This is a genomic window from Pseudomonas sp. NPDC088322, from assembly GCF_044740745.1.
GTDB lineage: Bacteria > Pseudomonadota > Gammaproteobacteria > Pseudomonadales > Pseudomonadaceae > Aquipseudomonas > Aquipseudomonas shirazensis.
Window position 1 is genome coordinate 407241 of sequence record NZ_JBIURK010000003.1, and the last position, 22584, is coordinate 429824.

Annotated in this window: 26 protein-coding genes; 16 read left to right on the forward strand and 10 right to left on the reverse strand. The window is 63.1% G+C overall.

Annotated features, from left to right (window positions below):
- The first annotated feature begins 86 nt into the window (after positions 1-86).
- Together argS and ACIOAU_RS09410 are read left to right on the forward strand one after the other, a co-directional pair.
- A complete protein-coding gene (argS, locus tag ACIOAU_RS09405) occupies positions 87-1823 on the forward strand; it encodes an arginine--tRNA ligase (RefSeq protein ID WP_101315495.1) in 1737 nt (578 codons plus the stop codon).
- Position 1824: 1 nt separating this feature from the next.
- Positions 1825-2514, forward strand: coding sequence for an SPOR domain-containing protein (locus tag ACIOAU_RS09410; protein ID WP_101315493.1), 690 nt, complete (start codon positions 1825-1827; stop codon positions 2512-2514).
- Between the two features lie 71 nt (positions 2515-2585).
- Here the strand turns inward: ACIOAU_RS09410 and ACIOAU_RS09415 are convergent, their stop codons facing one another.
- A complete protein-coding gene (locus tag ACIOAU_RS09415) occupies positions 2586-3005 on the reverse strand; it encodes a TM2 domain-containing protein (RefSeq protein WP_101315491.1) in 420 nt (139 codons plus the stop codon).
- 165 nt (positions 3006-3170) lie between these two features.
- On the opposite strand from ACIOAU_RS09415, the gene ACIOAU_RS09420 reads away from it, so the two are divergent.
- A complete protein-coding gene (locus tag ACIOAU_RS09420; protein WP_103435688.1) occupies positions 3171-3803 on the forward strand; it encodes a C40 family peptidase in 633 nt (210 codons plus the stop codon).
- A gap of 41 nt (positions 3804-3844) precedes the next feature.
- Here the strand turns inward: ACIOAU_RS09420 and ACIOAU_RS09425 are convergent, their stop codons facing one another.
- Positions 3845-4843, reverse strand: coding sequence for a type IV pilus twitching motility protein PilT (locus ACIOAU_RS09425; protein ID WP_401181530.1), 999 nt, complete (start codon positions 4841-4843; stop codon positions 3845-3847).
- A gap of 65 nt (positions 4844-4908) precedes the next feature.
- Between ACIOAU_RS09425 and ACIOAU_RS09430 the strand changes: the two genes are divergently transcribed.
- The 9 genes from ACIOAU_RS09430 (at position 4909) to ACIOAU_RS09470 (ending at position 11492) form a co-directional block, all read left to right on the forward strand.
- Entirely contained in the window at positions 4909-5595 is a 687-nt protein-coding gene (locus ACIOAU_RS09430; RefSeq protein WP_401181533.1) for a YggS family pyridoxal phosphate-dependent enzyme, read from the forward strand.
- Positions 5596-5631: 36 nt separating this feature from the next.
- The gene (gene proC, locus ACIOAU_RS09435) at positions 5632-6450 is read left to right on the forward strand and encodes a pyrroline-5-carboxylate reductase (RefSeq protein ID WP_101315483.1); all 819 of its coding nucleotides are present in this window, start codon (positions 5632-5634) and stop codon (positions 6448-6450) included.
- A 10-nt stretch (positions 6451-6460) separates the two neighbouring features.
- On the forward strand, positions 6461-7051 hold the full coding sequence (locus ACIOAU_RS09440; RefSeq protein WP_101315481.1) for a YggT family protein: 591 nt from the start codon (positions 6461-6463) through the stop codon (positions 7049-7051).
- A gap of 86 nt (positions 7052-7137) precedes the next feature.
- Positions 7138-8277: a homoserine O-acetyltransferase gene (locus ACIOAU_RS09445; protein ID WP_401181537.1), complete on the forward strand. Its 1140-nt coding sequence runs from the start codon at positions 7138-7140 to the stop codon at positions 8275-8277.
- A 7-nt stretch (positions 8278-8284) separates the two neighbouring features.
- A complete protein-coding gene (metW, locus tag ACIOAU_RS09450; RefSeq protein WP_101315477.1) occupies positions 8285-8905 on the forward strand; it encodes a methionine biosynthesis protein MetW in 621 nt (206 codons plus the stop codon).
- Between the two features lie 27 nt (positions 8906-8932).
- Positions 8933-9367, forward strand: a complete 435-nt coding sequence (locus ACIOAU_RS09455; protein WP_150570380.1) for a DUF4426 domain-containing protein — start codon at positions 8933-8935, stop codon at positions 9365-9367.
- Entirely contained in the window at positions 9364-9960 is a 597-nt protein-coding gene (rdgB, locus tag ACIOAU_RS09460; RefSeq protein WP_101315473.1) for an RdgB/HAM1 family non-canonical purine NTP pyrophosphatase, read from the forward strand. The genes ACIOAU_RS09455 and rdgB overlap by 4 nt, the downstream gene beginning before the upstream one ends.
- A complete protein-coding gene (gene hemW / locus ACIOAU_RS09465) occupies positions 9957-11156 on the forward strand; it encodes a radical SAM family heme chaperone HemW (protein WP_401181542.1) in 1200 nt (399 codons plus the stop codon). Before rdgB ends, hemW begins: the two co-directional genes overlap by 4 nt.
- A gap of 9 nt (positions 11157-11165) precedes the next feature.
- Complete coding sequence (locus tag ACIOAU_RS09470; RefSeq protein WP_101315469.1) at positions 11166-11492, forward strand: DUF3392 family protein; 327 nt, start codon at positions 11166-11168, stop codon at positions 11490-11492.
- A 54-nt stretch (positions 11493-11546) separates the two neighbouring features.
- On the opposite strand, the gene trmB is transcribed toward ACIOAU_RS09470, so the two are convergent.
- The 4 genes from trmB to ACIOAU_RS09490 form a co-directional block, all read right to left on the reverse strand.
- Positions 11547-12269, reverse strand: coding sequence for a tRNA (guanosine(46)-N7)-methyltransferase TrmB (gene trmB, locus ACIOAU_RS09475; RefSeq protein ID WP_401181545.1), 723 nt, complete (start codon positions 12267-12269; stop codon positions 11547-11549).
- Positions 12270-12278: 9 nt separating this feature from the next.
- A complete protein-coding gene (locus ACIOAU_RS09480; protein ID WP_101315465.1) occupies positions 12279-13073 on the reverse strand; it encodes a thiazole synthase in 795 nt (264 codons plus the stop codon).
- A 49-nt stretch (positions 13074-13122) separates the two neighbouring features.
- Positions 13123-13323 carry a sulfur carrier protein ThiS gene (gene thiS, locus ACIOAU_RS09485; protein ID WP_101315463.1) on the reverse strand — a complete coding sequence of 67 codons (201 nt, stop codon included), beginning with the start codon at positions 13321-13323 and terminating at the stop codon, positions 13123-13125.
- 102 nt (positions 13324-13425) lie between these two features.
- Positions 13426-13797 (reverse strand): DUF423 domain-containing protein, encoded by a 372-nt coding sequence (locus ACIOAU_RS09490; protein ID WP_101315461.1) that lies wholly within the window; start codon positions 13795-13797, stop codon positions 13426-13428.
- A gap of 65 nt (positions 13798-13862) precedes the next feature.
- On the opposite strand from ACIOAU_RS09490, the gene mtgA reads away from it, so the two are divergent.
- Positions 13863-14573 (forward strand): monofunctional biosynthetic peptidoglycan transglycosylase, encoded by a 711-nt coding sequence (gene mtgA / locus ACIOAU_RS09495; RefSeq protein ID WP_188035147.1) that lies wholly within the window; start codon positions 13863-13865, stop codon positions 14571-14573.
- Positions 14574-14652: 79 nt separating this feature from the next.
- Here mtgA and rpoH read toward each other — a convergent pair whose 3' ends face one another.
- The 4 genes from rpoH to ftsY all read right to left on the reverse strand — a co-directional run bounded on the left by rpoH (position 14653) and on the right by ftsY (position 18843).
- Positions 14653-15507 (reverse strand): RNA polymerase sigma factor RpoH, encoded by an 855-nt coding sequence (rpoH, locus tag ACIOAU_RS09500; RefSeq protein WP_101315457.1) that lies wholly within the window; start codon positions 15505-15507, stop codon positions 14653-14655.
- Positions 15508-15611: 104 nt separating this feature from the next.
- Complete coding sequence (gene ftsX, locus ACIOAU_RS09505; RefSeq protein WP_103435675.1) at positions 15612-16637, reverse strand: permease-like cell division protein FtsX; 1026 nt, start codon at positions 16635-16637, stop codon at positions 15612-15614.
- Entirely contained in the window at positions 16634-17305 is a 672-nt protein-coding gene (gene ftsE, locus ACIOAU_RS09510) for a cell division ATP-binding protein FtsE (protein ID WP_101315453.1), read from the reverse strand. The genes ftsX and ftsE overlap by 4 nt, the downstream gene beginning before the upstream one ends.
- Complete coding sequence (gene ftsY, locus ACIOAU_RS09515; RefSeq protein ID WP_401181552.1) at positions 17302-18843, reverse strand: signal recognition particle-docking protein FtsY; 1542 nt, start codon at positions 18841-18843, stop codon at positions 17302-17304. Before ftsY ends, ftsE begins: the two co-directional genes overlap by 4 nt.
- A gap of 232 nt (positions 18844-19075) precedes the next feature.
- On the opposite strand from ftsY, the gene ACIOAU_RS09520 reads away from it, so the two are divergent.
- From ACIOAU_RS09520 to rsmD, 3 genes are read left to right on the forward strand one after another with little or no spacing between them, the layout of a single operon-like run.
- On the forward strand, positions 19076-20431 hold the full coding sequence (locus ACIOAU_RS09520; RefSeq protein ID WP_401181555.1) for a M16 family metallopeptidase: 1356 nt from the start codon (positions 19076-19078) through the stop codon (positions 20429-20431).
- On the forward strand, positions 20424-21938 hold the full coding sequence (locus tag ACIOAU_RS09525; protein WP_150570386.1) for a pitrilysin family protein: 1515 nt from the start codon (positions 20424-20426) through the stop codon (positions 21936-21938). Before ACIOAU_RS09520 ends, ACIOAU_RS09525 begins: the two co-directional genes overlap by 8 nt.
- Complete coding sequence (gene rsmD, locus ACIOAU_RS09530) at positions 21938-22540, forward strand: 16S rRNA (guanine(966)-N(2))-methyltransferase RsmD (RefSeq protein WP_101315445.1); 603 nt, start codon at positions 21938-21940, stop codon at positions 22538-22540. The genes ACIOAU_RS09525 and rsmD overlap by 1 nt, the downstream gene beginning before the upstream one ends.
- The last annotated feature ends 44 nt before the right edge of the window (positions 22541-22584 follow it).

Genomic DNA, 22584 nt, shown 5'->3' on the forward strand with positions numbered 1-22584 from the left:
ACCACGGCTCAGCCACGGATAATGCTCAGTTTTTCCACCTGCGCATCGAAGCGCTCCGCCGCGCTTGCGGTCGAAAAGAGATTCCGATGAAAGACACCATTCGCCAGCTGATCCAGCAAGCCCTCACCCAACTCGTCGCCGACGGTGTGCTGCCTGACGGCCTGACCCCGGCGATTCAGGTGGAAAACGCCCGCGACAAGACCCACGGTGACTTCGCCAGCAACATCGCCATGATGCTGGCCAAGCCAGCCGGGATGAAGCCGCGAGACCTCGCCGAAAAGCTCATCGCAGCACTGCCGACCAGCGCTGACATCAGCAAAGTCGAGATCGCCGGTCCGGGCTTCCTTAACTTCTTCCAGAACACCGCCGCCCTGGCCGAGCGCCTTGATGCTGCCCTGGCCGATAGCCAGCTTGGCGTGCGCAAGGCTGGTCCGGCCGAGAAGGTCGTGGTCGACCTGTCGGCGCCGAACCTGGCCAAGGAAATGCACGTCGGCCACCTGCGCTCGACCATCATCGGTGACAGCGTTGCGCGAGTGCTGGAGTTTCTCGGCGACACGGTGATCCGCCAGAACCACGTCGGCGACTGGGGCACCCAGTTCGGCATGCTGATGGCCTACCTGCAGGAAAATCCGATCACCAGCGACGAGCTGTCTGACCTGGAAAACTTCTACCGCGCCGCGAAGAAGCGCTTCGACGAATCCGAAGAATTCGCCACCCGCGCCCGTGGTCTGGTGGTCAAGCTGCAAGCCGGCGACCCCGACTGCCTGGCGTTGTGGACGCGCTTCAAGGACATCTCGCTGTCGCACTGCCAGAAGACCTACGAGCTGCTCAACGTCAAGCTGAGCATGGCCGACGTGATGGGCGAAAGCGCCTACAACGCTGATCTGGCCAACGTCATCAGCGACCTCAAGAGCAAAGGCCTGCTGGTCGAAAGCCAGGGTGCGCAGTGCGTGTTCCTCGAGGAATTCAAGACCGCCGATGGCGAGCCGCTGCCGGTGATCGTGCAAAAGGCCGATGGCGGCTACCTGTACGCCACTACCGACCTTGCCGCCGTGCGCTACCGCAGCAACGTGCTCAAGGCCGATCGCGCGCTGTACTTCGTCGACCAGCGTCAGGCACTGCACTTCAACCAGGTATTTGAAGTGGCCCGCCGCGCAGGCTTTGTCGGCCACCCGATGCAGATGGAACACATGGGCTTCGGCACCATGAACGGCGCCGATGGCCGCCCGTTCAAGACCCGTGATGGCGGCACCGTCAAGCTGATCGACCTGCTCAACGAGGCCAAGGACCGCGCCTATGCGCTGGTCAAGGAAAAGAACCCGAGCCTGGCCGAAGACGAACTGCGCCAGATCGCCGAAGTGGTCGGTATTGGCGCGGTGAAATACGCCGACCTGTCCAAGCACCGCACCAGCGATTACAGCTTCAACTTCGAACTGATGCTCAACTTCGAAGGCAACACCGCGCCGTACCTGCTGTACGCCTACACCCGGGTCGCGGGCGTGTTCCGCAAGCTGGGCAAGGGTTACGACCAGCTCGACGGCCAGATCGTGCTGCAGGCCCCACACGAGCAGGACCTGGCCGCACGCCTGGCGCAGTTCGGCGAAGTGCTCAACAGCGTCGCCGACAAAGGTACCCCGCACGTGCTGTGCAGCTACCTGTACGACATCGCCGGGTTGTTCTCCAGCTTCTACGAGAACTGCCCGATCCTCGCCGCCGAAACCGCTGAACAACAACAGAGCCGCCTGCGCCTGGCCGCCCTGACCGGCCGCACGCTCAAGCAAGGCCTGGAGTTGCTCGGCCTGGAAACCCTGGAGCGCATGTAAGTTGGCTGCCAAGAAAAAACCTGCACCCAAGCGCGGCGCTAGCCGCCAACAGGCCCCTGCCAAACAGCCGATCCCGGGTTGGATCTGGCTGGCGGTCGGCCTGACGGTTGGCGCGTTCATTGTCTTCCTGATGAAGCTCGAGCCTGGCGGTGATGACATCAAGCGGGCCAAGCCGGAACAGCAAAAACCGGGCAGGACTGCCGAAGCAGCCAAGACTACCGCGGCCACGCCGCAGGTACCGGTCAAGCCAAAGTACGACTTCTACACCTTGCTGCCTGAGTCGGAAGTGATCGTGCCGCCTGAGGCCGTGCCGGAGAAAACTCCGCCGGTACCGGCGCAGCCGGTGACCCCGGCCGAGGCTGCGAAAATCGACACAGCGCGCGCGCAGGCAGCCCTGCTCGGGCAGACTCCGCCGCCGCCACCGCCGGTGATCAAGCCAGCGGCAACCACGCAGTTCTTCCTCCAGGCCGGTTCGTTCCGCAAAGAGGCCGATGCTGACAAGGTGCGGGCGCAGATCATCCTGCTCGGCCAGGTGGTCAAGGTCGAGTCGGGCACGGTCAAGGAGGAGACCTGGTACCGGGTGCTGGTCGGCCCTTTCAGCAACCGTGAACAACTCACGGTTGCCCAGAAGCAGCTGGCCGGTGCCGGCTTCAGCAACCTTCTGCTGCAACAGCGACAGACCCGTCAGTAACTGAAAAGGCCTTGCCGCGAATCGCGCCAAGGCCTTTTTTTCAGCTCGTCATTGAGGCTGGAACGGATCAGTCAGACCCGGCCGCTGTTCACATCGGAAATCTGCCGGTTGAGCGTCCAGAAGTCGTAGAGGATGCCAAGCAGGAACAGGCCCCCGGTAAAGAAGTAGATGATCGCCGTGATCCATTTACCCATGTACAGCCGGTGCACGCCGAACAGCCCGAGGAAGGTCAGCAGTACCCACGCCAGGCTGTAGTTGACCCGACCCGACTGGAAGCGCATGTCTGCCTCGCGGTCCATCGCCGGGATCAGGAACAGGTCGATCAACCAGCCAATGCCCAGCAGGCCCAGAGTGAAGAACCAGATAGTCCCGGTAATCGGCTTGCCGTAGTAGAAACGGTGCGCGCCGAGGAAGCCGAAAATCCACAAAAGGTACCCCAGTACCTTGCTATGGGTGTCGTGATAAGGCGCCCCTTGTTGATAAGTATTCATTCCTAGCCCTCGTGGCTTAGCCAAAAATATTCTCAGAATAAATGTGACTTTTTCATGTGAAGCCGACGCATGGTTCCTTGCAGTCGACCAACGGATCATTTTTTGAGCAAAAAGCTGTTATAAAGTTGCGCGTCATCACCTAATCATCTTTCAAGAGCTTCATCTATGCCGCCTTTATTCAAGACATGGCTGACCCTCTGCCTCTTGTTACCCCTGGCAGCCCACGCCACCAATCGTGAGCAACGACTTCCCAACGGCTTCACTGGCTACACCACCAACGCCACCGTGAAGCATGCACCGGTCAAACATGCAGCAGCCAAATCGGCCAATCTGCGTGCCCGGCCAAGCAATGCTGCCAACGCCTTGCCGGCTGTGGCCATGTCCGCCAAGCAGAGCAGCAACGTGCTAAGCCGCGCGGTGAATGTGCTCGGCACCCCTTATCGCTGGGGCGGCAGCACGCCAGGCAAGGGCTTTGACTGCAGCGGGCTGGTGAAATATGCGTTCAACGACGTGGCAGACGTCGATTTACCGCGTACCTCCAATGCCATGGCCCAGGGTCACGGCGTCAAGGTTGCCAAGGGCGATCTGAAGCCAGGCGACCTGATCTTCTTCAACATCAAGAGCCGCCGGGTCAATCATGTTGCCATTTACCTGGGCAACGACCGCTTCATCCATGCACCGCGTCGTGGCAAGTCGGTCAGCATCGACCAACTGAGCAAGCCGTACTGGCAGAAACACTACGTAGTCGCCAAGCGCGTCCTGCCGAAGGATCAACAGCTGAGCCTGGCCAAGCGCTGACAGGTGCACGCGCTGGCCTCGCAACGAGGCCAGTGCAGATGCTACCCCGTTTCGATCACGCCTTCAGCGTGCAACTGTTGCAAAGCTGCGTCCATGGTCTTCATCCCCGCCGCGCCTCCCGCCTGCATCAGTGAGTAGATCTGCGCCAACCGTCCCTCGCGGATCAGGTTGCGCACAGCCATGTTCGCCAGCAGAACTTCCCGCGCCGCAACCCGACCGGTACCGCGCCGTTTGACCAGCACCTGCGCCACGACCACGCGCAGCGAGTCGGCCAGGAGGGTACGCACCAGCGGTTTCTCGTCGGCGGCAAACACCTCCACCATACGGTCGATGCTGCTCACCGCTGAGCGCGTGTGCACGGTCGCCAGTACCAGATGCCCGGTCTGCGCCGCGCGCAGCGCCAGGCGGATCGACTCCAGGTCACGCAGTTCACCCAGCACGATCACGTCAGGGTCCTGACGCAAGGCGCTGCGCAGGCCTTGGGCAAAGTCACCGCTGTGCTGGCCGACCTCACGCTGGGTGACCAGGCTGCGCTGGCTGCTGTGGATAACTTCGATCGGGTCCTCCAGGGTGAGGATGTGTAACGAGCGCTCACGATTGAGCCAGTCGACCAGTGCGGCCAGGGTGCTCGACTTGCCGCTACCCGTTGCCCCGCCGATCAGCACCAGGCCATCGGTGCACTGGGCAACAGCTTGCAATACATCTTCCAGACCAAGCTCGGCGATGCTTGGCACATGGCTCGGGATCAAGCGCAGGCTGGCGGCCAGGCCGTTACGCTGGCGAAACAGGTTGAGGCGGCAGCGGCAGCCCTGGTTCAGGGTCACTGCCAGATCCAGTTCGGCACCGGCCAGCCATTGCTGCATCTGGTGCTCAGCCAACAGCGGCGCCAGCCCTTGCTGCAGTTGGCCGGCTGGTATCGGCGGCAGATTGAGTCGGCGCAGGTCGCCGTCCACGCGCAGCAGTGGTGGTTCGGCCTCGGCCAGATGCAGGTCGGATGCCCCCGCAGCAGCGGCCTGGGCCAGCAGGTCAGTCACGTCCATGAGACTCCCCAAAGGCTATCAAGCAGGTAGAATGGCGCAGATCACTGAGCCGCCGGCATTCTTCCATGTCCACCATAGCAGACCACCTCGGCGCCCTCGCCGCCCGTATCGACAGCGCAGCGCTCGCCTGTGGCCGCGACCCAGCCAGCATCAAGTTGCTGGCCGTGAGCAAGACCAAACCCGCCGCCGCCGTGCGTGAAGCCTACGCCGCCGGCGTACGCGACGTGGGTGAAAACTACCTGCAGGAAGCCCTGGCCAAGCAAGATGAATTAACTGACCTGGCCTTGACCTGGCACTTCATCGGCCCCATTCAATCGAACAAGACCCGCGCGATTGCCGAGCATTTCGCCTGGGTGCACTCGGTAGACCGCTTGAAGATCGCCCAACGCCTGTCCGAACAACGCCCGACCGAGCTGGCGCCACTGAACATCTGCCTGCAGGTCAACGTCAGTGGCGAGGACAGCAAGTCTGGCTGTACCCCGGCTGAGCTGCCAGCCCTGGCCGCAGCGGTGGCCGCACTGCCGGGCCTACGTTTGCGTGGTCTGATGGCCATCCCCGAGCCGAGCGATGAGCGCGCGGTGCAGGAGGCTGCCTTTGCCCGACTGAGCGAGCTGCAGGCCAGCCTGAATCTTGGCCTGGATACCCTGTCGATGGGCATGAGCCACGACCTCGAGGCCGCCATCAGCCAAGGTGCGACCTGGGTGCGTATTGGCACCGCCCTGTTCGGCGCGCGCGATTACGGGCAGGCTTGAATCCATGCTTTACTCACTTTTTTCTAAGGACCTGACATGAGCAAGACACGTATTGCCTTTATCGGCGCCGGCAACATGGCCGCCAGCCTGATTGGCGGCCTGCGTGCGCAGGGTCTGGACGCTGCGCAGATTCGCGCCAGCGACCCTGGCGCCGAGACCCGCAGCCGGGTTCGCGCCGAGCACGCAATCGAGGTGTTCGAAGACAACGCTCAAGCAATCGCCGACGCCGACGTGATCGTCCTGGCGGTCAAGCCGCAGGTCATGAAAAGCGTCTGCCAGAGCCTGCAGGCCAACCTGCAGGACGGCCAACTGATCGTCTCCATCGCCGCCGGGATCACCTGCGCCAGCCTGCAAGACTGGCTCGGCCCGCGCCCTGTGGTGCGCTGCATGCCCAACACCCCGGCCCTGTTGCGCCAAGGCGTCAGCGGCCTGTACGCCACCGAGCAGGTGTCTGCCGAGCAACGTCAGCAGGCCGAAGAACTGCTGTCGGCCGTAGGCACGGCGCTGTGGCTGGAGCACGAGCAGCAGTTGGACGCCGTAACGGCAGTCTCTGGCAGCGGCCCGGCGTACTTCTTCCTGCTGATCGAAGCAATGACCGCAGCAGGCGAAAAGCTCGGCCTGCCGCGCGAAACCGCTTCCCAGCTGACCCTGCAAACCGCCCTCGGCGCGGCGCACATGGCAGTCGCCAGTGATGTCGATGCCGCTGAGCTGCGCCGCCGGGTCACCTCGCCTGCCGGGACCACCGAGGCGGCGATCAAATCGTTCCAGGGCAATGCTTTCGAGGCCATCGTCGAACAGGCGCTGCAGGCCGCGGCAACGCGCTCCGCCGAGCTCGCCGAACAATTGGGCAAATAAGGAGCTGTTGATGAATGCACTGTCTGGCGCCGCTATTTTCGTGGTGCAAACCCTGGTCAGCCTGTATCTGGCGATCGTTCTGCTGCGCTTTGTGCTGCAACTGGTCAAGGCCGACTTCTACAACCCGCTGAGCCAGTTCGCGGTGCGCGCCACGCAACCGCTGCTCAAGCCTATCCGGCGCATCGTGCCGAGCATCTTCGGCCTGGATACCTCGTCGCTGCTGCTGGCGATCCTGATTCAGGCGCTGCTGATGGCCTTTGTGCTGATGATCACCTACGGCACCGCCGGTGACATCCTGCACCTGCTGATGTGGGCGATCATTGGCGTTACCTCGCTGTTCCTGAAGATCTTCTGGGTCGCGATGATCGTCATGGTCATCGTCTCCTGGGTTGCGCCCAACAGCCACAACCCGGCTGCCGAGCTCGCCTACCAGATCGCCGAGCCAGTGCTGGCGCCGTTCCGCCGCCTGATACCGAACCTGGGCGGCCTGGACATCTCGCCGATCTTTGCCTTCCTGGCGATCCAGGTGATCCAGTCGTTCGTGATGCCACCACTGGCAGCCTACGCCGGCATGCCGCAAGAGCTGTGGCGAATGATCTGACCCGTGCACCGCCAGCGGCAGCCTGTGCTTGCCGCTGGGGGTAGCGCTCTTTAGACTTACGCCTCCGTCAAGCGTGAGCAGGGTCGATGTCCACTGTCTTTCCCGAAGATTCCGTCGGTCTGGTAACACCGCAGACTGCCCGGTTCGATGAACCGTTGGCGCTGGCCTGCGGCCGATCGCTGGCCAGCTACGATCTGGTCTATGAAACCTATGGCACGCTCAACAGCAGCGCGAGCAATGCCGTGCTGATCTGCCACGCGCTGTCTGGCCATCACCATGCCGCGGGCTTTCACCGTGCCGACGAGCGCAAGCCCGGCTGGTGGGACAGCTGTATAGGCCCTGGCAAGCCGATCGACACCAACCGCTTCTTCGTGGTCAGCCTGAACAACCTTGGCGGCTGTAACGGCAGCACCGGCCCGAGCAGCGTCAACCCGCTGACCGGCAAGCCCTACGGCGCCGACTTCCCGGTGCTCACCGTGGAAGACTGGGTACATAGCCAGGTGCGCCTGGCCGACCGCCTCGGCATCAACCAGTGGGCCGCCGTGGTGGGTGGCAGTCTCGGTGGCATGCAGGCCCTGCAATGGACCATCACCTACCCTGACCGGGTCCGCCACTGCGTCGATATCGCCTCCGCGCCCAAACTGTCGGCGCAGAACATCGCCTTCAACGAAGTTGCCCGCCAGGCCATCCTCACCGACCCTGAGTTCCACGGTGGCTCGTTCCAGGACCAGGGCGTGATCCCCAAGCGCGGCCTGATGCTGGCGCGCATGGTCGGCCACATCACCTACCTGTCGGATGACTCGATGGGCGAGAAATTCGGCCGCGAACTCAAGAGCGACAAGCTCAACTACGACTTCCACAGCGTTGAGTTTCAGGTCGAAAGCTACCTGCGCTACCAAGGCGAAGAATTCTCTGGTCGCTTTGACGCTAACACCTACCTGTTGATGACCAAGGCGCTCGACTACTTCGATCCGGCCGCCACACATGGCGGCGATCTGGCGGCAACCTTGAGCAACGTCACGGCAGACTACTGCGTGATCTCGTTCACTACCGACTGGCGCTTCTCGCCGGCCCGCTCGCGAGAAATCGTCGATGCGTTGATGGCCGCACGCAAGAACGTCTGCTATCTAGAAATCGACTCGCCTTACGGCCACGACGCCTTCCTGATACCAACGCCTCGCTACATGCTGGGTTTCTCGAACTACATGAACCGCATCGCCATCTGAGGACCGCATGAGAGCCGACCTGGAAATCATCCAAGACTGGATCCCCGCCGGCAGCCGGGTCCTCGACCTGGGCTGCGGCAACGGCGAGCTGCTGGCGTCGTTGCGCGACCTCAAGCAGGTCACCGGCTACGGCCTGGAGATCGATGCCGACAACATCGCCGCGTGCGTGGCCAAGGGCGTCAACGTCATCGAGCAGGACCTCGACAAGGGTCTGGGCAACTTTGCCAGCAACAGCTTTGACGTGGTGGTCATGACCCAGGCCCTGCAGGCGGTCGAATACCCCGACCGGATCCTCGCCGAAATGCTGCGGGTGGGCCGCGAGTGCATCATCACCTTCCCCAACTTCGGCCACTGGCGCTGCCGTTGGTACCTGGCCAGCAAGGGCCGCATGCCGGTTTCGGACTTCATGCCGTACACCTGGTACAACACGCCGAACATCCACTTCTGCACCTTTGCCGACTTCGAGCAGCTGTGCGTCGATCACCATGCCAAGGTCCTCGACCGGCTGGCCGTCGACCGCCTGCACCGCAATGGCATCGGCGGCCGGGTTTGGCCTAATCTGTTGGGAGAAATCGGCATCTATCGCCTCAGCAGCCCGAGCCTGAGCGAACACCAGATCGCCGTCTGACCCCGTACCGCTTGGAGGATTCGCCCGATGCGTCGACTCGCTGTATTACTGCTCGGCCTGTGCATGGCCCTACCGGTTCTGGCTGCCGATGCGGCCAAGGCCCAGCGCAAGGAAGTGTTCGGGGATGTCACCGTGCATTACAGCGCCTTCACTTCGAGCATGCTGCAGCCGGCGATTGCCACCGCCAATGGCCTGATCCGCAGCAAGAACCAGGGCGTGCTGACTGTGTCGGTGCTCAAGGGCGGCAAGCCGGACATGGCCATGGTCAGCGGCAGCGTCAAGGACCTCACCGGGCGCAGCAGCGCGCTTACGTTCCGCCAGGTCGGCGACCCTAGTGGCGTCAGCTACCTCGCCCAGTTCCCAATCGAGCAGGCGCAGACGCTGATCTTCGAACTCACGGTTGCCAGCGGCGGCGCCAGCCATTCTTTCAGCTTCAACCAGGAAGTGTTCCCAGGCGAATGATCAATCTTCAGCAACTCGTATTGGCCAGCCATAACGCTGGCAAGCTCAAAGAACTCCAGGCCATGCTTGGCGAGTCGGTGCACCTGCGTTCGATCGGCGAATTCAGCCAGGTTGAGCCGGAAGAAACCGGCCTGTCATTCGTCGAAAACGCCATTCTCAAGGCCCGCAACGCGGCGCGCATTTCCGGCTTGCCGGCACTGGCCGATGACTCGGGCCTGGCCGTGGACTTTCTCGGCGGCGCACCGGGCATCTACTCGGCACGCTATGCCGATGGCAAGGGCGATGCCGCCAACAACGCCAAGCTGCTCGACGCGCTGAAAGACGTGCCGGATGAGCAACGTGGTGCGCAGTTCGTCTGTGTGCTGGCGTTGGTACGGCATGCCGATGACCCACTGCCGATCCTCTGCGAAGGCCTCTGGCACGGCAGCATCCTGCGTGCTGCCAGTGGCGAGCATGGCTTTGGCTACGATCCGCTGTTCTGGGTGCCCGAGCGCAACTGCTCGAGCGCAGAGCTCGCGCCGCTGGAGAAGAACCAGCTCAGCCACCGCGCCCGCGCCATGGCCCTGCTGCGTCAGCGTCTGGGCCTGGCATGACCGACAAGCCGTCGATCCAGCTGCTCCATCCGCGGGCCTCTGGCGCGCGCCTGGCATTGCCGGAGCTGCCCCCGCTGTCGCTGTACATCCATATCCCCTGGTGCGTGCGCAAGTGCCCCTACTGCGACTTCAACTCGCACCAGGCCGGCCCTGATCTGCCTGAAGAAGCCTACGTCGACGCCTTGCTGGCAGACCTTGAACAAGAGCTGCCTGCCGTGCAGGGCCGCACCATCAGCACGATCTTCTTTGGCGGTGGCACGCCAAGCCTGTTCAGCGCCGCTGCGCTGGACCGCCTGCTGCGGGGGGTTGAACAGCGCATTGCGTTTGCCGCCGATATCGAGATAACCCTCGAGGCCAACCCGGGCACCTTCGAGCAGGACAAGTTCAAGGCTTACCGGCAGACCGGTATCAATCGCCTGTCGATCGGCGTGCAGAGCTTCCAACCGGCCAAGCTGGAGAAGCTTGGCCGCATTCATAACGGCGACGAGGCGATCCGCGCAGCCGACATGGCGCGCGCAGCAGGTTTTGACAACTTCAACATGGACCTGATGCACGGCCTGCCCGATCAGTCGTTGGAGGACGCCTTGGGCGACCTGCAGCAGGCAATCGACCTGGGCCCAACGCACCTGTCCTGGTATCAGCTTACCGTCGAGCCGAACACGGTGTTCTGGAACCAGCCGCCCGAGCTGCCTGAAGACGACATCCTCTGGGATATCCAGGAAGCCGGGCAGTTGCTGCTGGCCAACAATGGTTTCCATCAGTACGAAGTGTCGGCCTATGCCCAGGACGATCGCGCCGCACGGCACAACCTCAATTACTGGCGCTTCGGCGACTTCATCGGCATCGGCGCCGGCGCCCACGGCAAGCTGTCGTTCGCCGACGGGCGCATCCTGCGCACCTGGAAGACGCGTCTACCGAAGGACTACCTGAACCCGGCCAAGCCGTACAAGGCTGGGGAGAAGCTGCTGCCAGTGGATGAGCTGCCGTTCGAGTTTTTGATGAATGCGCTGCGCCTGACGGATGGGGTCGAGGCTGAGTTGTTCCACCGCCGCACCGGTCTGCCGCTGGCGCAGCTGGCCGAAGCCCGGCGCCTGGCCGAACAAAAGGGGCTTTTGCAGGTCGAACCGGATCGGCTGGCAGCAACACCGCGCGGCCAGTTGTTCCTCAATGACCTGCTGCAGTATTTCTTGACCTAAGGATGACCCATGGACCTGGTACTTGACCTGCTTGCGACCGTGTCGCGCTGGAGCCGCAGCAACCTGTCGGAGATCTCGCTGGCGTTGGTAGGCTGCCTGCTGGTGCTGTTCGGCACGGATATCAAGGGTTGGGTAGACCAGCGCCTGGGCGGCCTGGCCGGCGCGTTGCGCATACCATTCATGGCCTTGCTGGTGATGGTGGGCAGCGGTGCGGCGTTGATCTATGCCACGCCGTGGGTGATAAAGGGTCTCAGCCAGTTCAACAACTACGCACTGGCGCCGGTACTGCTGGTGGTGCTGGTGTTGATCGGTGTGGTGGCTGATCGTCGTGGTTGACGTGTAGACCGTGTGTTGGGGCGCTATGCGCCCCCAATCCAGCCAACGCCGGTATCAGTCAACCTTCTCGAACTTCAAATCCCAGACGCCATGCCCAAGTCGTTCGCCACGGCGTTCGAACTTGGTGATCGGCCGCTCTGTGGGGCGCGGTACATAGGTGCCATCCTCGGCCTGGTTGCGATAGCCCGGCGCGGCGCTCATCACTTCCAGCATGTACTCGGCATACGGTTCCCAGTCGGTGGCCATATGGAAAACGCCACCCGGCTTGAGCTTGCTGCGCACCAGTTCGGCGAACTCCAGCTGGACGATGCGGCGCTTGTGGTGACGAGCCTTGTGCCACGGGTCCGGGAAGAACAGCATCAAGCGATCAAGGCTGCTATCCGCGACACAGCGGTTGAGCACTTCGATCGCATCGCAGTCGTACACCCGCAGGTTCTGCAGCCCCTGGGTCAGCACGCCATTGAGCAGCGCGCCAACACCCGGGCGGTGCACTTCGACGCCGATGAAGTCCTGCTCTGGTGCGGCAGCAGCCATCTCCAGCAGCGAGTGCCCCATGCCGAAGCCGATTTCCAGGGTACGCGGCGCCGAGCGGCCGAATACCTGGTCGTAATCGACCGGGCTGTCGGCCAGCGGCAGCACGAACAGGGGCGCGCCCTGATCAAGACCACGTTGCTGGCCTTCGGTCATGCGCCCAGCGCGCATCACGAAACTCTTGATGCGGCGGTGCGGGCGCTCTTCGCCGTCAGCGGGGATCGGCGTATCTTGCGATTCAGTCATCAGAAACTCTTACTTGATCAGACCATCCAGCGGCGACGAGGCGCTGGCATACAGTTTTTTCGGCATACGCCCGGCCAGATAAGCCAGACGACCCGCATTGATAGCGTATTTCATGGCTTCGGCCATCAGCACCGGTTGCTGGGCGTGGGCGATGGCCGAGTTCATCAGCACCGCCTCGCAGCCCATTTCCATGGCGATGGTGGCATCGGAAGCGGTACCGACGCCGGCATCGACCAGCACCGGCACCTTGGATTCTTCAAGGATGATCTGCAGGTTGTACGGGTTGCAAATGCCCAGGCCGGTACCGATCAGGCCCGCCAGCGGCATCACCGCGATGCAGCCGATCTCTGCCAGCTGACGCGCGATGATTGGGTCATCACTGGTGTAGACCATCACGTCGAAACCTTCCTTGACCAGCACTTCGGCGGCCTTGAGGGTTTCGATCACATTGGGGAACAGGGTCTTCTGGTCGGCGAGCACTTCCAGCTTGACCAGGTTGTGGCCATCGAGCAGCTCCCGGGCCAGGCGGCAGGTACGCACGGCTTCGATTGCGTCGTAGCAGCCAGCGGTGTTGGGCAGGATGGTGTAGCGGTCGGGTGGCAGCACGTCGAGCAGGTTCGGCTCGCCCGGGATCTGGCCCAGGTTGGTGCGGCGCACGGCGACTGTGACGATCTCGGCACCCGAGGCTTCGATGGCCAGGCGGGTTTCTTCCATGTCACGGTACTTGCCGGTGCCAACCAGCAGGCGCGACTGGAACGTGCGCCCGGCCAGGATGAAGGGCTTGTCGCTACGAACATTGCTCATCGTTGTTCCTCTGGAAAGGTTGCGGGACTTGCAGGTGAACGTCAGGCGACTAGCCGCCGCCGATGGCGTGCACCACTTCGAGCTGATCACCTTCGTTTAGCAGCGTGCTGTCGTGCTGGCTGCGCGGCACGATATCGAGATTGAGCTCGACAGCCACCCGGCGCCCAGTCAGCTCCAGCCGCGCGAGCAAGCCGGCAACGCTCTCACCGGCAGGCACTTCGTAGGGTTCACCGTTCAATTGAATGCGCATGCACACGGCCACCGTTGTTCTTTGGGGCCCGCATTCTAGCCCCGATCAACCTCTGAACCCAAGGGCGACAGCCGCCATTAGTCGCGATTGTGGACCAGCCGGTCAGCCCAGCCGCCACGCCGCCAGGCCCAGGCACAGCCAGCCGGCAAGGAAGCACAGGCCGCCGATGGGGGTGATCATGCCCAGCTTGCTCACGCCGGTCAGGGTCAGCAGGTAAAGGCTACCGGAGAACAGCACGATGCCCACGGCGAACAGACAACCGGCCCAGCCGACCAGCCGCCCTGGCAGATGCGCAGCCAGCAGGGCAACGCCAAACAGCGCCAGGGCATGCACCAGCTGATAGGTCACACCGGTATGAAAGATCGCCAGGTAGTCGGCAGTCAGGCGGTTTTTCAGGCCGTGCGCGGCAAACGCACCGAGGGCGACACCGGTGAAGGCAAAAAACGCGGCCAGCATGAGGAAGCTTCGAAGCATGGGGAGGACTCCTCGAGAGGGGTCTGTATAATGGCCGGTTCCATCGGTCCGGCCAAGCCATCGCCATGCTGTCATCCCTGATCCGTCGCTGCGTACGCGCCCTGCTCTGGTTTGCCGCCGGCAGTATCGTGCTGGTTCTGGTCCTGCGCTGGGTGCCGCCACCGGGCACCGCGCTGATGGTCGAGCGCAAGGTGCAGTCGTGGTTCAGTGGCGAGCCGATCGACCTGCAGCGTGACTGGCAGCCGTGGCAGGGCATATCCGATGACCTCAAGGTTGCGGTGATTGCCGGTGAAGACCAGAAATTTGCCAGCCACTGGGGTTTTGACATCCCGGCGATTCAGGCAGCGTTTGCCCATAACGAGCGCGGCGGCAATATTCGCGGAGCGAGCACCTTGACCCAGCAGGTAGCCAAGAACCTGTTCCTGTGGTCGGGCCGCAGCTGGTTTCGCAAAGGCCTGGAAGCCTGGTTCACGGCGGTGATCGAGCTGTTCTGGTCCAAGGAGCGGATCCTTGAGGTGTACCTGAACAGCGTCGAATGGGGCCCTGGGGTATTTGGCGCCCAGGCCGCAGCGCGTTACCACTTTGGCGTCGATGCCAGCCGTCTGACGCGCCAGCAGGCCGCGCAACTGGCTGCAGTGCTGCCCAGCCCGCTGAAGTGGAATGCCGGCCGGCCGAGCACCTATGTTGCCAGCCGCGCAGGCTGGATTCGCCGGCAGATGAGCCAGCTGGGCGGCGCCGACTACCTGCAGCAGCTTGAGGCAGGCCGCAGCCAGTGAATTAGCCGCTGGCGTTCAGCAGCGACAAAAAAACCGCCTGCCCCATCAGGGCCAGGCGGTTTTTTCATTGCTGCGACGATCAGGCTGCGATCAGTGCCTTGACCTTGTTCATCGCATTCTTCTCGAGCTGGCGAATACGCTCAGCCGATACGCTGTACTTCTCGGCCAGCTCATGCAATGTGGCCTTCTCTTCAGCCAGCCAGCGCTGATAGAGAATGTCGCGGCTGCGATCATCCAGCCCGCTCAGGGCCTGGTGCAGATTGCTGGTGGAGTTATCGCTCCAGTCAGCGTCCTCGAGCTGCATCGCCGGATCGTAGCGGTGATCTTCAAGGTAATGCGCCGGCGATTGGAACGCGCTGTCGTCGTCCGCTTCAGCAGCAGGATCGAAGGCCATGTCATGGCCGCTCAGGCGGCTTTCCATCTCGCGCACTTCACGCGGCTCGACGCCCAGGCTTTCGGCGACACGATGCACTTCATCGTTGTTCAGCCAGGCCAGACGCTTCTTCTGGCTGCGCAGGTTGAAGAACAGCTTGCGCTGGGCCTTGGTGGTCGCGACCTTGACGATGCGCCAGTTGCGCAGGATGAACTCATGGATCTCGGCCTTGATCCAGTGCACCGCGAAGGACACCAGACGTACGCCCATTTCCGGGTTGAAGCGTTTGACAGCCTTCATCAGGCCGACGTTACCTTCCTGGATCAGGTCAGCTTGCGCCAGCCCATACCCTGCATAGCTGCGTGCGATGTGCACGACGAAGCGCAGGTGGGCCATAACCATTTGCCGAGCAGCCTCAACATCCTGCTCGTAAAAAAGACGTTCGCCCAGTTCACGCTCCTGCTCGGGCGTCAGCAGGGGAATGCTGTTCACCGTATGTACGTAGGCTTCCAGGTTTGCACCGGGGACCAACGCATAGGCAGGTTGCAACGAAGTGGTCATTCAAGAACCTCCGACTCACTGGATTCGTGCCTTGTGAGCACTGCCATAAATGACCGGAAACTGTCGTGCAAGTTCCCGTTTACGTCAATGATGGCGCAAAAACATTATCGTGGGGCCAGCTCATTCAAGTGGCGAGCCACCGCAATCCATGCACCGATATACCCTAACAACACCGCACCAATCAAGAGCGACAGACCGTCGGCAGCCGGCACACCGGCCAGCGCAAAGTCACTGCCATACAGCCCGGACAAGCCGATTACCGCGTCGTTGAGCCAGTTCAGGCCAAACGCCAGAATCGCCCAGGCCAGCAGCCCGGCGCCCAGCCCATACAGCGCGCCCATATACAGAAACGGCCGGCGTACGTAGCTGTCGGTACCACCGACCAGCTTGATCACTTCGATCTCGACGCGGCGGTTCTCGATATGTAGACGAATTGTGTTACCGATTACTAACAACAAAGCTGAAACCAGCATCACGGCCAGGCCAAAGACGAAACGATCGCCCAGCTTGAGGATCGCCGCCAACCGCTCGACCCAGACCAGGTCCAGCTGCGCCACATCCACCCGTGGAAGCTCAGCCAGGCGCTGGCGCAAGGCTTCCAGGGCCGGCTTGTCGACTTCGGTCGGGGTCACTACGACCACCCCGGGCAAGGGGTTGTCCGGCAACTCGCGCAGCGCCTGGCCGAGGCCCGACTGCTGCTGGAACTCTTCCAGAGCCTCTTCGCGGCTGACGAACTGGGCATCTGCTACGCCAGGCATGCCTTTGATTTCATCTCGCAGCGCTTCGCCTTCCCTGCTGCCCGCATCGAGCTTGAGGTACAGCGAAATCTGCGCAGCGCGCTGCCAGGAGCCGCCCAGTTGCTCGACGTTCTTCAGCAACAGCGACAGGCCCATGGGCATGCTCAGGGCCACGGCCATCACCAGGCAGGTGAAGAAGCTGCCGATCGGCTGCTTGGCCAACCGGCGCAGGCTGTCGAGCAGGCTGGCGCGGTGGCTTTCCAGCCAGGCGTGGAACAGGGTGCGGAAGTCCGGGCCGTCGTCGTCGCTGCCGCCGCGTTTCTTGCTTGGTTGCGGATCAGCGGGCTTGGGCGCAACGCGCTCGGAAACCTTGGGGGTGCGGGTAGTACTCATTGGCCAGCCTCGCCATCGCCGATCAGTCGGCCGCGTTGCAGGGTCAGCATGCGGTGGCGCATGCGGGCGATCAGTGCCAGGTCGTGACTGGCAATCAGAACGGTGGTGCCGAGGCGATTGATGTCCTCGAACACGCCCATGATCTCGGCCGCCAGGCGCGGGTCGAGGTTGCCAGTAGGTTCGTCAGCCAGCAGCAAAGCCGGCTGGTGAACGATGGCACGGGCAATACCGACGCGTTGTTGCTGGCCGGTGGACAGGTCCGCCGGGAACAAATCGCCCTTGTCGCTCAGTGCCACGCGCTCCAGCGCCGAATCAACGCGCTTGGCGATTTCCGGCTTGGACAGCCCGAGAATCTGCAACGGCAAGGCGATGTTGTTGAACACGGTGCGGTCGAACAGCAGCTGGTGATTCTGGAACACCACGCCGATCTGCCGGCGCAGAAACGGGATCTGCGCGTTGCTGATCTGGCCGAGGTCTTGCCCCGCCAGCAGCAGCTTGCCGCTGGTCGGGCGCTCCATGGCCAGCAACAGACGCAGCAAGGTGCTCTTGCCGGCGCCGGAGTGGCCGGTAACGAACAGGAACTCGCCGCGACGGGCGCGGAAACTCAGCTCATGCAGGCCGACGTGGCCGTTGGGGTAGCGCTTGGCGACCTGTTCGAATCGAATCATGAAGGCTCCCGCTCATTGAACAGGGCTTTGACGAACGGCTCGGCCTCGAAGGTGCGCAGGTCATCGATGCCTTCACCCACACCGATAAAGCGGATCGGCAGTTTGAACTGCTTGGCCAGGGCGAAGATCACCCCGCCTTTGGCGGTGCCGTCCAGCTTGGTCAGGGCCAGGCCGGTCAGCTCGACGCTCTGGTGGAAGTACTTGGCCTGGCTGATGGCGTTCTGGCCGGTGCCTGCATCCAGCACCAGCAGCACTTCGTGGGGTGCGTCGGCATCCAGCTTGGCGATCACACGACGGACCTTCTTCAGCTCTTCCATCAGGTTGTCTTTGGTGTGCAGGCGGCCAGCAGTGTCGGCGATCAGCACATCGGCGCCACGAGCCTTGGCGGCCTGTACGGCATCGAAGATCACCGAAGCCGAGTCGGCGCCGGTGTGCTGGGCGATGACCGGGATCTGATTACGCTCACCCCAGACCTGCAACTGCTCGACCGCAGCGGCGCGGAAGGTGTCGCCGGCAGCCAGCATGACCTTCTTGCCATCGAGCTGGAGCTTCTTGGCCAGCTTGCCGATAGTGGTGGTTTTGCCAGCGCCGTTCACGCCAACCACGAGGATCACGTAGGGTTTGTGCTGGGTGTCGATGTGCAAGGGCTGCTCGACCGGGCGCAGCAGCGCGGTCAGCTCGTCCTGCAGCGACTTGTACAGCGCGTCGGCGTCGGCCAGCTGCTTGCGCGCAACCTTCTGCGTCAGGTTCTGCACGATCACCGACGTGGCTTCGACGCCGACGTCGGCGGTCAGCAAGCGGGTTTCGATTTCTTCGAGCAGATCATCGTCGATGATTTTCTTGCCCAGGAACAGGCTGGCCATGCCTTCGCCGATGCTGGCACTGGTCTTGGACAGACCTTGCTTGAGGCGGGCGAAGAACCCGGCCTTGGCAGGTTCGCTGGCAACGGCAGGGGCTGCGGCCGGCTCGACGACGGCAGGCAGAACGGCGGCGACAACAGCCGGCTCAGGTTCGACGACTGGCGCGACAGCAACTACCGGAGCTGGTGGCTCTGGTTCTGGCGTTGGCTCGAGTACAGGAGCCTGAGCAACCAATTCAGGCTCGGCAACCACTTCAACCGCAACCGGCTCGACCAGCGGCCGCACAGGAATGACCGGTGGCGCAACTGGCTCAAGGTCCGGCACCAGCGCAACCGGCTCCTCGGCCACCGGCAGCACCAGATTGCTGACCGGCGGTGCAGTTTCAGCCACGGGCGCTGGCGCAAGCGGCTCACGTTCAGGTTCAGGCGCAGCCTCGACAACCGGCTGCGGCGCAATCACCGGCGCCGCTTCAAGCAGCACAGGCTCAGGCTCGGCCAGCGCCGCCGGCGCAACCGGAGCAGCCTGCTCGACGGGTGCAACAGGGTCTGCAACCTGGGTTTCAGGGGTTTGCGGCTGTTCGGCGACAGCTTGCTGTGGTTTCTTGCGGAACCAGCCGAACAGGCCTTTTTTCTCACCAGCCTCGGCCGGCGCTTTCTTGTCGTCGTTGGAACCAAACATGGAGGACGGCTATCTCAAGTCGCGATGAGCCATTAGTGGCGCATCTGGAATTCTCTATCACGCAGAACAGACTATCTTGAATCCGGCTGGTTCATGCGCAACGTTTTGTCGTAGGGTCCTGCGGGCCAGAACGGCGACAGGCATGGTCGCCAGGCAACCGGATCAGTATCCTAGCACCTCCTGGCCTGCTGACGCTAAACCGAAGCGGGCCGCCGTACAGGTTAATCATCGTATGAATGCTCTAGCCCGCCGCGCTGCTGGCCTGCTGCTCAGCACGCTCTGCCTGCCCCTGGCAGCACTTGCCGCCGATCCGCAACCGACCCACGAATTCATCCTCGACAACGGCCTCAAAGTGGTCGTGCGCGAGGACCACCGCGCCCCCGTGGTGGTCTCGCAGATCTGGTACAAGGTCGGCTCCAGCTACGAGACCCCGGGCCAGACCGGGTTGTCCCATGCGCTCGAGCACATGATGTTCAAAGGCAGCGCCAAACTCGGCCCGGGCGAAGCTTCGCGGATCCTGCGCGACCTCGGCGCTGAAGAAAACGCCTTCACCAGCGACGACTACACCGCTTATTACCAAGTGCTGGCGCGCGATCGCCTGCCGGTCGCGTTCGAGCTCGAAGCCGACCGCCTGGCCAGCCTGCGCCTGCCGGCCGACGAATTCAGCCGTGAAATCGAAGTGATCAAGGAAGAACGGCGCCTGCGCACCGACGATCAGCCCAACGCCAAGGCGTTCGAGCTGTTCAGCGCCATGGCCTACCCCGCCAGCGGCTACCACACGCCAACCATCGGCTGGATGGCGGACCTGGAGCGGATGAAAGTCGAGGAGCTGCGCCACTGGTACGAGTCCTGGTACGCGCCGAACAACGCCACCCTGGTGGTGGTCGGCGACGTTTCCGTCGATGAAGTCAAAGGCCTTGCGCAGAAATACTTCGGCGCCATCCCGAAACGCGCCGTGCCGCCGTCCAAGCTGCCGCTGGAGCTGGCCGAGCCCGGCCTGCGCCAGTTGACCCTGCACGTGCGTACGCAGTTGCCGAGCCTGATCTACGGCTTCAACGTGCCAGGCCTGGCCACCGCCAAGGAGCCACGCACCGTGCATGCCCTGCGGCTGATCTCGGCGCTGCTCGACGGCGGCTACAGCGCGCGCATGCCAGCACGCCTGGAGCGCGGCCAGGAGCTGGTCGCCGGCGCGTCGTCCGGTTACGACGCGTTTACTCGCGGCGACAGCCTGTTCCTGATCTCGGCCACGCCGAATGTGCAAAAGCACAAGACCCTGGCTGATGTCGAAAAAGGCATCTGGCAGCTGCTCGACGAACTCAAGACCACTCCGCCAACCGCCGAAGAGCTCGAGCGTGTACGCGCCCAGGTCATCGCCGGGCTGGTGTATGACCGTGACTCGATCAGCAGCCAGGCCACCACCATCGGCCAGCTGGAAACCGTCGGCCTGTCCTGGAAGCTGATCGACAGCGAACTGGACGAGCTCAAGCAAGTGACCCCGCAGGACATCCAGGACGCCGCCCGCACCTATTTCACCCGCGAACGCCTGAGCGTTGCCCATGTACTGCCCGAGGAGTCCGCTCATGAGTGATCGCCGCCTTCCACGCTACGCCCTGATCGGTCTCGGCGCGGTTGCCCTGGCAGTCGCCGGCACCATTATGCTGACCCGCCCGGCACAGTCCGATGCCGCTACCGCAACCACTACCGATGCCAAGCCTGCCAGCAGTGCCGCAAGACCAGCCAATACCCTGCAGTCGCTGGCCGAACTGGACGGCAAGGCGCCGAGCCGGCGTGAACTGAACATCCAGAGCTGGAACACCGCCGAAGGCGCCCGCGTGCTGTTCGTTGAAGCCCGCGAACTGCCGATGTTCGACCTGCGCGTGACCTTTGCCGCCGGCAGCAGCCAGGACGGTAACGTCGCTGGCTTGGCCACGCTGACCAACGCCATGCTCAACGAAGGCGTTGCCGGCAAGGACGTCACTGCAATCGCTGAAGGCTTCGAAGGCCTGGGCGCCGACTTTGGCAATGGTTCCTACCGCGACATGGCGGTAGCGACCCTGCGCAGCCTCAGCGCCAGCGACAAGCGCGAGCCGGCCCTGAAGCTGTTTGCCGAAGTGGTCGGCAAGCCGACCTTCCCCGCCGACGCGCTCAAACGCATCCAGAACCAGCTGCTGGCCGGTTTTGAGTACGAGAAGCAGAACCCGGCCAAGATCGGCGGCAAGGCGCTGTTCGCCAACTTGTATGGCGATCACCCATATGCCCAGCCGAGTGACGGCACTGCGCAGAGCATCCCGGCGATCACTCTGGAGCAACTGCGCGCGTTCCACGCCAAGGCCTATACCTCGAAAAATGCCGTGATCGCGCTGGTTGGCGACCTCAGTCGCAGTGATGCCGAAGCGATTGCTGCGCAGGTTTCCGCCGCGCTGCCGCAAGGCCCAGCGCTGGCCAAACCGGCCGAGCCGAGCGAACCGAAAGCGGGCCTGACCCACATCGACTTCCCGTCCAAGCAGACCCACCTGATGCTCGCCGAGCTGGGTATCGACCGCCAGGACAAGGACTGGCCAGCACTGTCTCTGGGTAACCAGATCCTTGGTGGCGGCGCCTTTGGCACGCGGCTGATGAGCGAGGTGCGCGAGAAGCGCGGCCTGACCTACGGCGTATACTCGGTGTTCAGCCCGATGCAGGTCCGCGGCCCGTTCATGATCAACCTGCAGACCCGCGCCGAACTCAGCGAAGGGACACTCAAGCTGGTTCAGGATATCCTTGCCGACTACCTCAAGAGCGGCCCGACCCAGCAAGAGCTGGACGATGCCAAGCGCGAACTGGCCGGCAGCTTCCCGCTGTCCAATGCCAGCAACGCCAGCATCGTTGGCCAGCTGGGCGCAATCGGCTTCTACAACCTGCCTCTGACCTGGCTCGAAGACTTCATGCAGCAGTCGCAGAGCCTCACCGTCGAGCAGGTCAAGGCCGCCATGAACAAGCACCTGGCAGCGGACAAACTGGTGATCGTCACGGTCGGCCCGAAAGTCGCGCAGCAACCGCTGCCGCCGCCTACTGACAAACCCGCCGAGCAGCCGCTTGGCGTACCGGAGCATTAATGGCCAAGCCATCCACCCCCGCTCGCGCCAAGCCCGGCGTGAGCCAAGGCCAGGGTCACCTGCGCATCATCGCTGGCGAGTGGCGCAGCCGCCGCCTGCCGGTGCCAGACGGCCCGGGCCTGCGGCCTACCCCTGATCGCGTGCGCGAAACCGTGTTCAACTGGCTCGCGCCCTACATCGAAGGCGCGCAGGTGCTCGACGCCTTCACTGGCAGCGGTGCGCTGGTGCTCGAAGCCCTGTCGCGCGGCGCCGAAAATGCCGTGGCGCTGGACAACAACGGCGCCGCGGTCAGCAACCTCAAGGACAACCTCGAGCTGCTGCGCTGCGCCCGCGGGCAGATCCTCCAGACCGACGCCCTGCGTTATCTGGATGGCGAAGCGAAAAAGCAGTTCGACGTGGTTTTTCTCGATCCGCCGTTCAATCAGGACCTGCTGGCCAACACCTGCAGCCTGCTCGAAGAACGCCAGTGGCTGCGCGAGCGGGCCTGGATCTACACCGAAAGCGAAGTAGCGCCGTCTTCGCTGCAGATGCCTGCCAGTTGGCGCCTGCACCGTGAGAAGAAGACCGGCCAGGTGCATTACGCACTGTGGCAACGCGGCTGACGCCCGCAGCCCACCTGCGTAATTAATTAACGCAGGTGGGTCAC

Coding starts and splice junctions, on each gene's coding strand:
- argS (WP_101315495.1), top strand. CDS start 87: ATGAAAGACACCATTCGCCAGCTGATCCAGCAAGCCCTCACCCAACTC.
- ACIOAU_RS09415 (WP_101315491.1), bottom strand. CDS start 3,005: ATGAATACTTATCAACAAGGGGCGCCTTATCACGACACCCATAGCAAG.
- ACIOAU_RS09420 (WP_103435688.1), top strand. CDS start 3,171: ATGCCGCCTTTATTCAAGACATGGCTGACCCTCTGCCTCTTGTTACCC.
- ACIOAU_RS09425 (WP_401181530.1), bottom strand. CDS start 4,843: ATGGACGTGACTGACCTGCTGGCCCAGGCCGCTGCTGCGGGGGCATCC.
- ACIOAU_RS09430 (WP_401181533.1), top strand. CDS start 4,909: ATGTCCACCATAGCAGACCACCTCGGCGCCCTCGCCGCCCGTATCGAC.
- proC (WP_101315483.1), top strand. CDS start 5,632: ATGAGCAAGACACGTATTGCCTTTATCGGCGCCGGCAACATGGCCGCC.
- ACIOAU_RS09440 (WP_101315481.1), top strand. CDS start 6,461: ATGAATGCACTGTCTGGCGCCGCTATTTTCGTGGTGCAAACCCTGGTC.
- ACIOAU_RS09445 (WP_401181537.1), top strand. CDS start 7,138: ATGTCCACTGTCTTTCCCGAAGATTCCGTCGGTCTGGTAACACCGCAG.
- metW (WP_101315477.1), top strand. CDS start 8,285: ATGAGAGCCGACCTGGAAATCATCCAAGACTGGATCCCCGCCGGCAGC.
- ACIOAU_RS09455 (WP_150570380.1), top strand. CDS start 8,933: ATGCGTCGACTCGCTGTATTACTGCTCGGCCTGTGCATGGCCCTACCG.
- rdgB (WP_101315473.1), top strand. CDS start 9,364: ATGATCAATCTTCAGCAACTCGTATTGGCCAGCCATAACGCTGGCAAG.
- hemW (WP_401181542.1), top strand. CDS start 9,957: ATGACCGACAAGCCGTCGATCCAGCTGCTCCATCCGCGGGCCTCTGGC.
- ACIOAU_RS09470 (WP_101315469.1), top strand. CDS start 11,166: ATGGACCTGGTACTTGACCTGCTTGCGACCGTGTCGCGCTGGAGCCGC.
- trmB (WP_401181545.1), bottom strand. CDS start 12,269: ATGACTGAATCGCAAGATACGCCGATCCCCGCTGACGGCGAAGAGCGC.
- ACIOAU_RS09480 (WP_101315465.1), bottom strand. CDS start 13,073: ATGAGCAATGTTCGTAGCGACAAGCCCTTCATCCTGGCCGGGCGCACG.
- thiS (WP_101315463.1), bottom strand. CDS start 13,323: ATGCGCATTCAATTGAACGGTGAACCCTACGAAGTGCCTGCCGGTGAG.
- ACIOAU_RS09490 (WP_101315461.1), bottom strand. CDS start 13,797: ATGCTTCGAAGCTTCCTCATGCTGGCCGCGTTTTTTGCCTTCACCGGT.
- mtgA (WP_188035147.1), top strand. CDS start 13,863: ATGCTGTCATCCCTGATCCGTCGCTGCGTACGCGCCCTGCTCTGGTTT.
- rpoH (WP_101315457.1), bottom strand. CDS start 15,507: ATGACCACTTCGTTGCAACCTGCCTATGCGTTGGTCCCCGGTGCAAAC.
- ftsX (WP_103435675.1), bottom strand. CDS start 16,637: ATGAGTACTACCCGCACCCCCAAGGTTTCCGAGCGCGTTGCGCCCAAG.
- ftsE (WP_101315453.1), bottom strand. CDS start 17,305: ATGATTCGATTCGAACAGGTCGCCAAGCGCTACCCCAACGGCCACGTC.
- ftsY (WP_401181552.1), bottom strand. CDS start 18,843: ATGTTTGGTTCCAACGACGACAAGAAAGCGCCGGCCGAGGCTGGTGAG.
- ACIOAU_RS09520 (WP_401181555.1), top strand. CDS start 19,076: ATGAATGCTCTAGCCCGCCGCGCTGCTGGCCTGCTGCTCAGCACGCTC.
- ACIOAU_RS09525 (WP_150570386.1), top strand. CDS start 20,424: ATGAGTGATCGCCGCCTTCCACGCTACGCCCTGATCGGTCTCGGCGCG.
- rsmD (WP_101315445.1), top strand. CDS start 21,938: ATGGCCAAGCCATCCACCCCCGCTCGCGCCAAGCCCGGCGTGAGCCAA.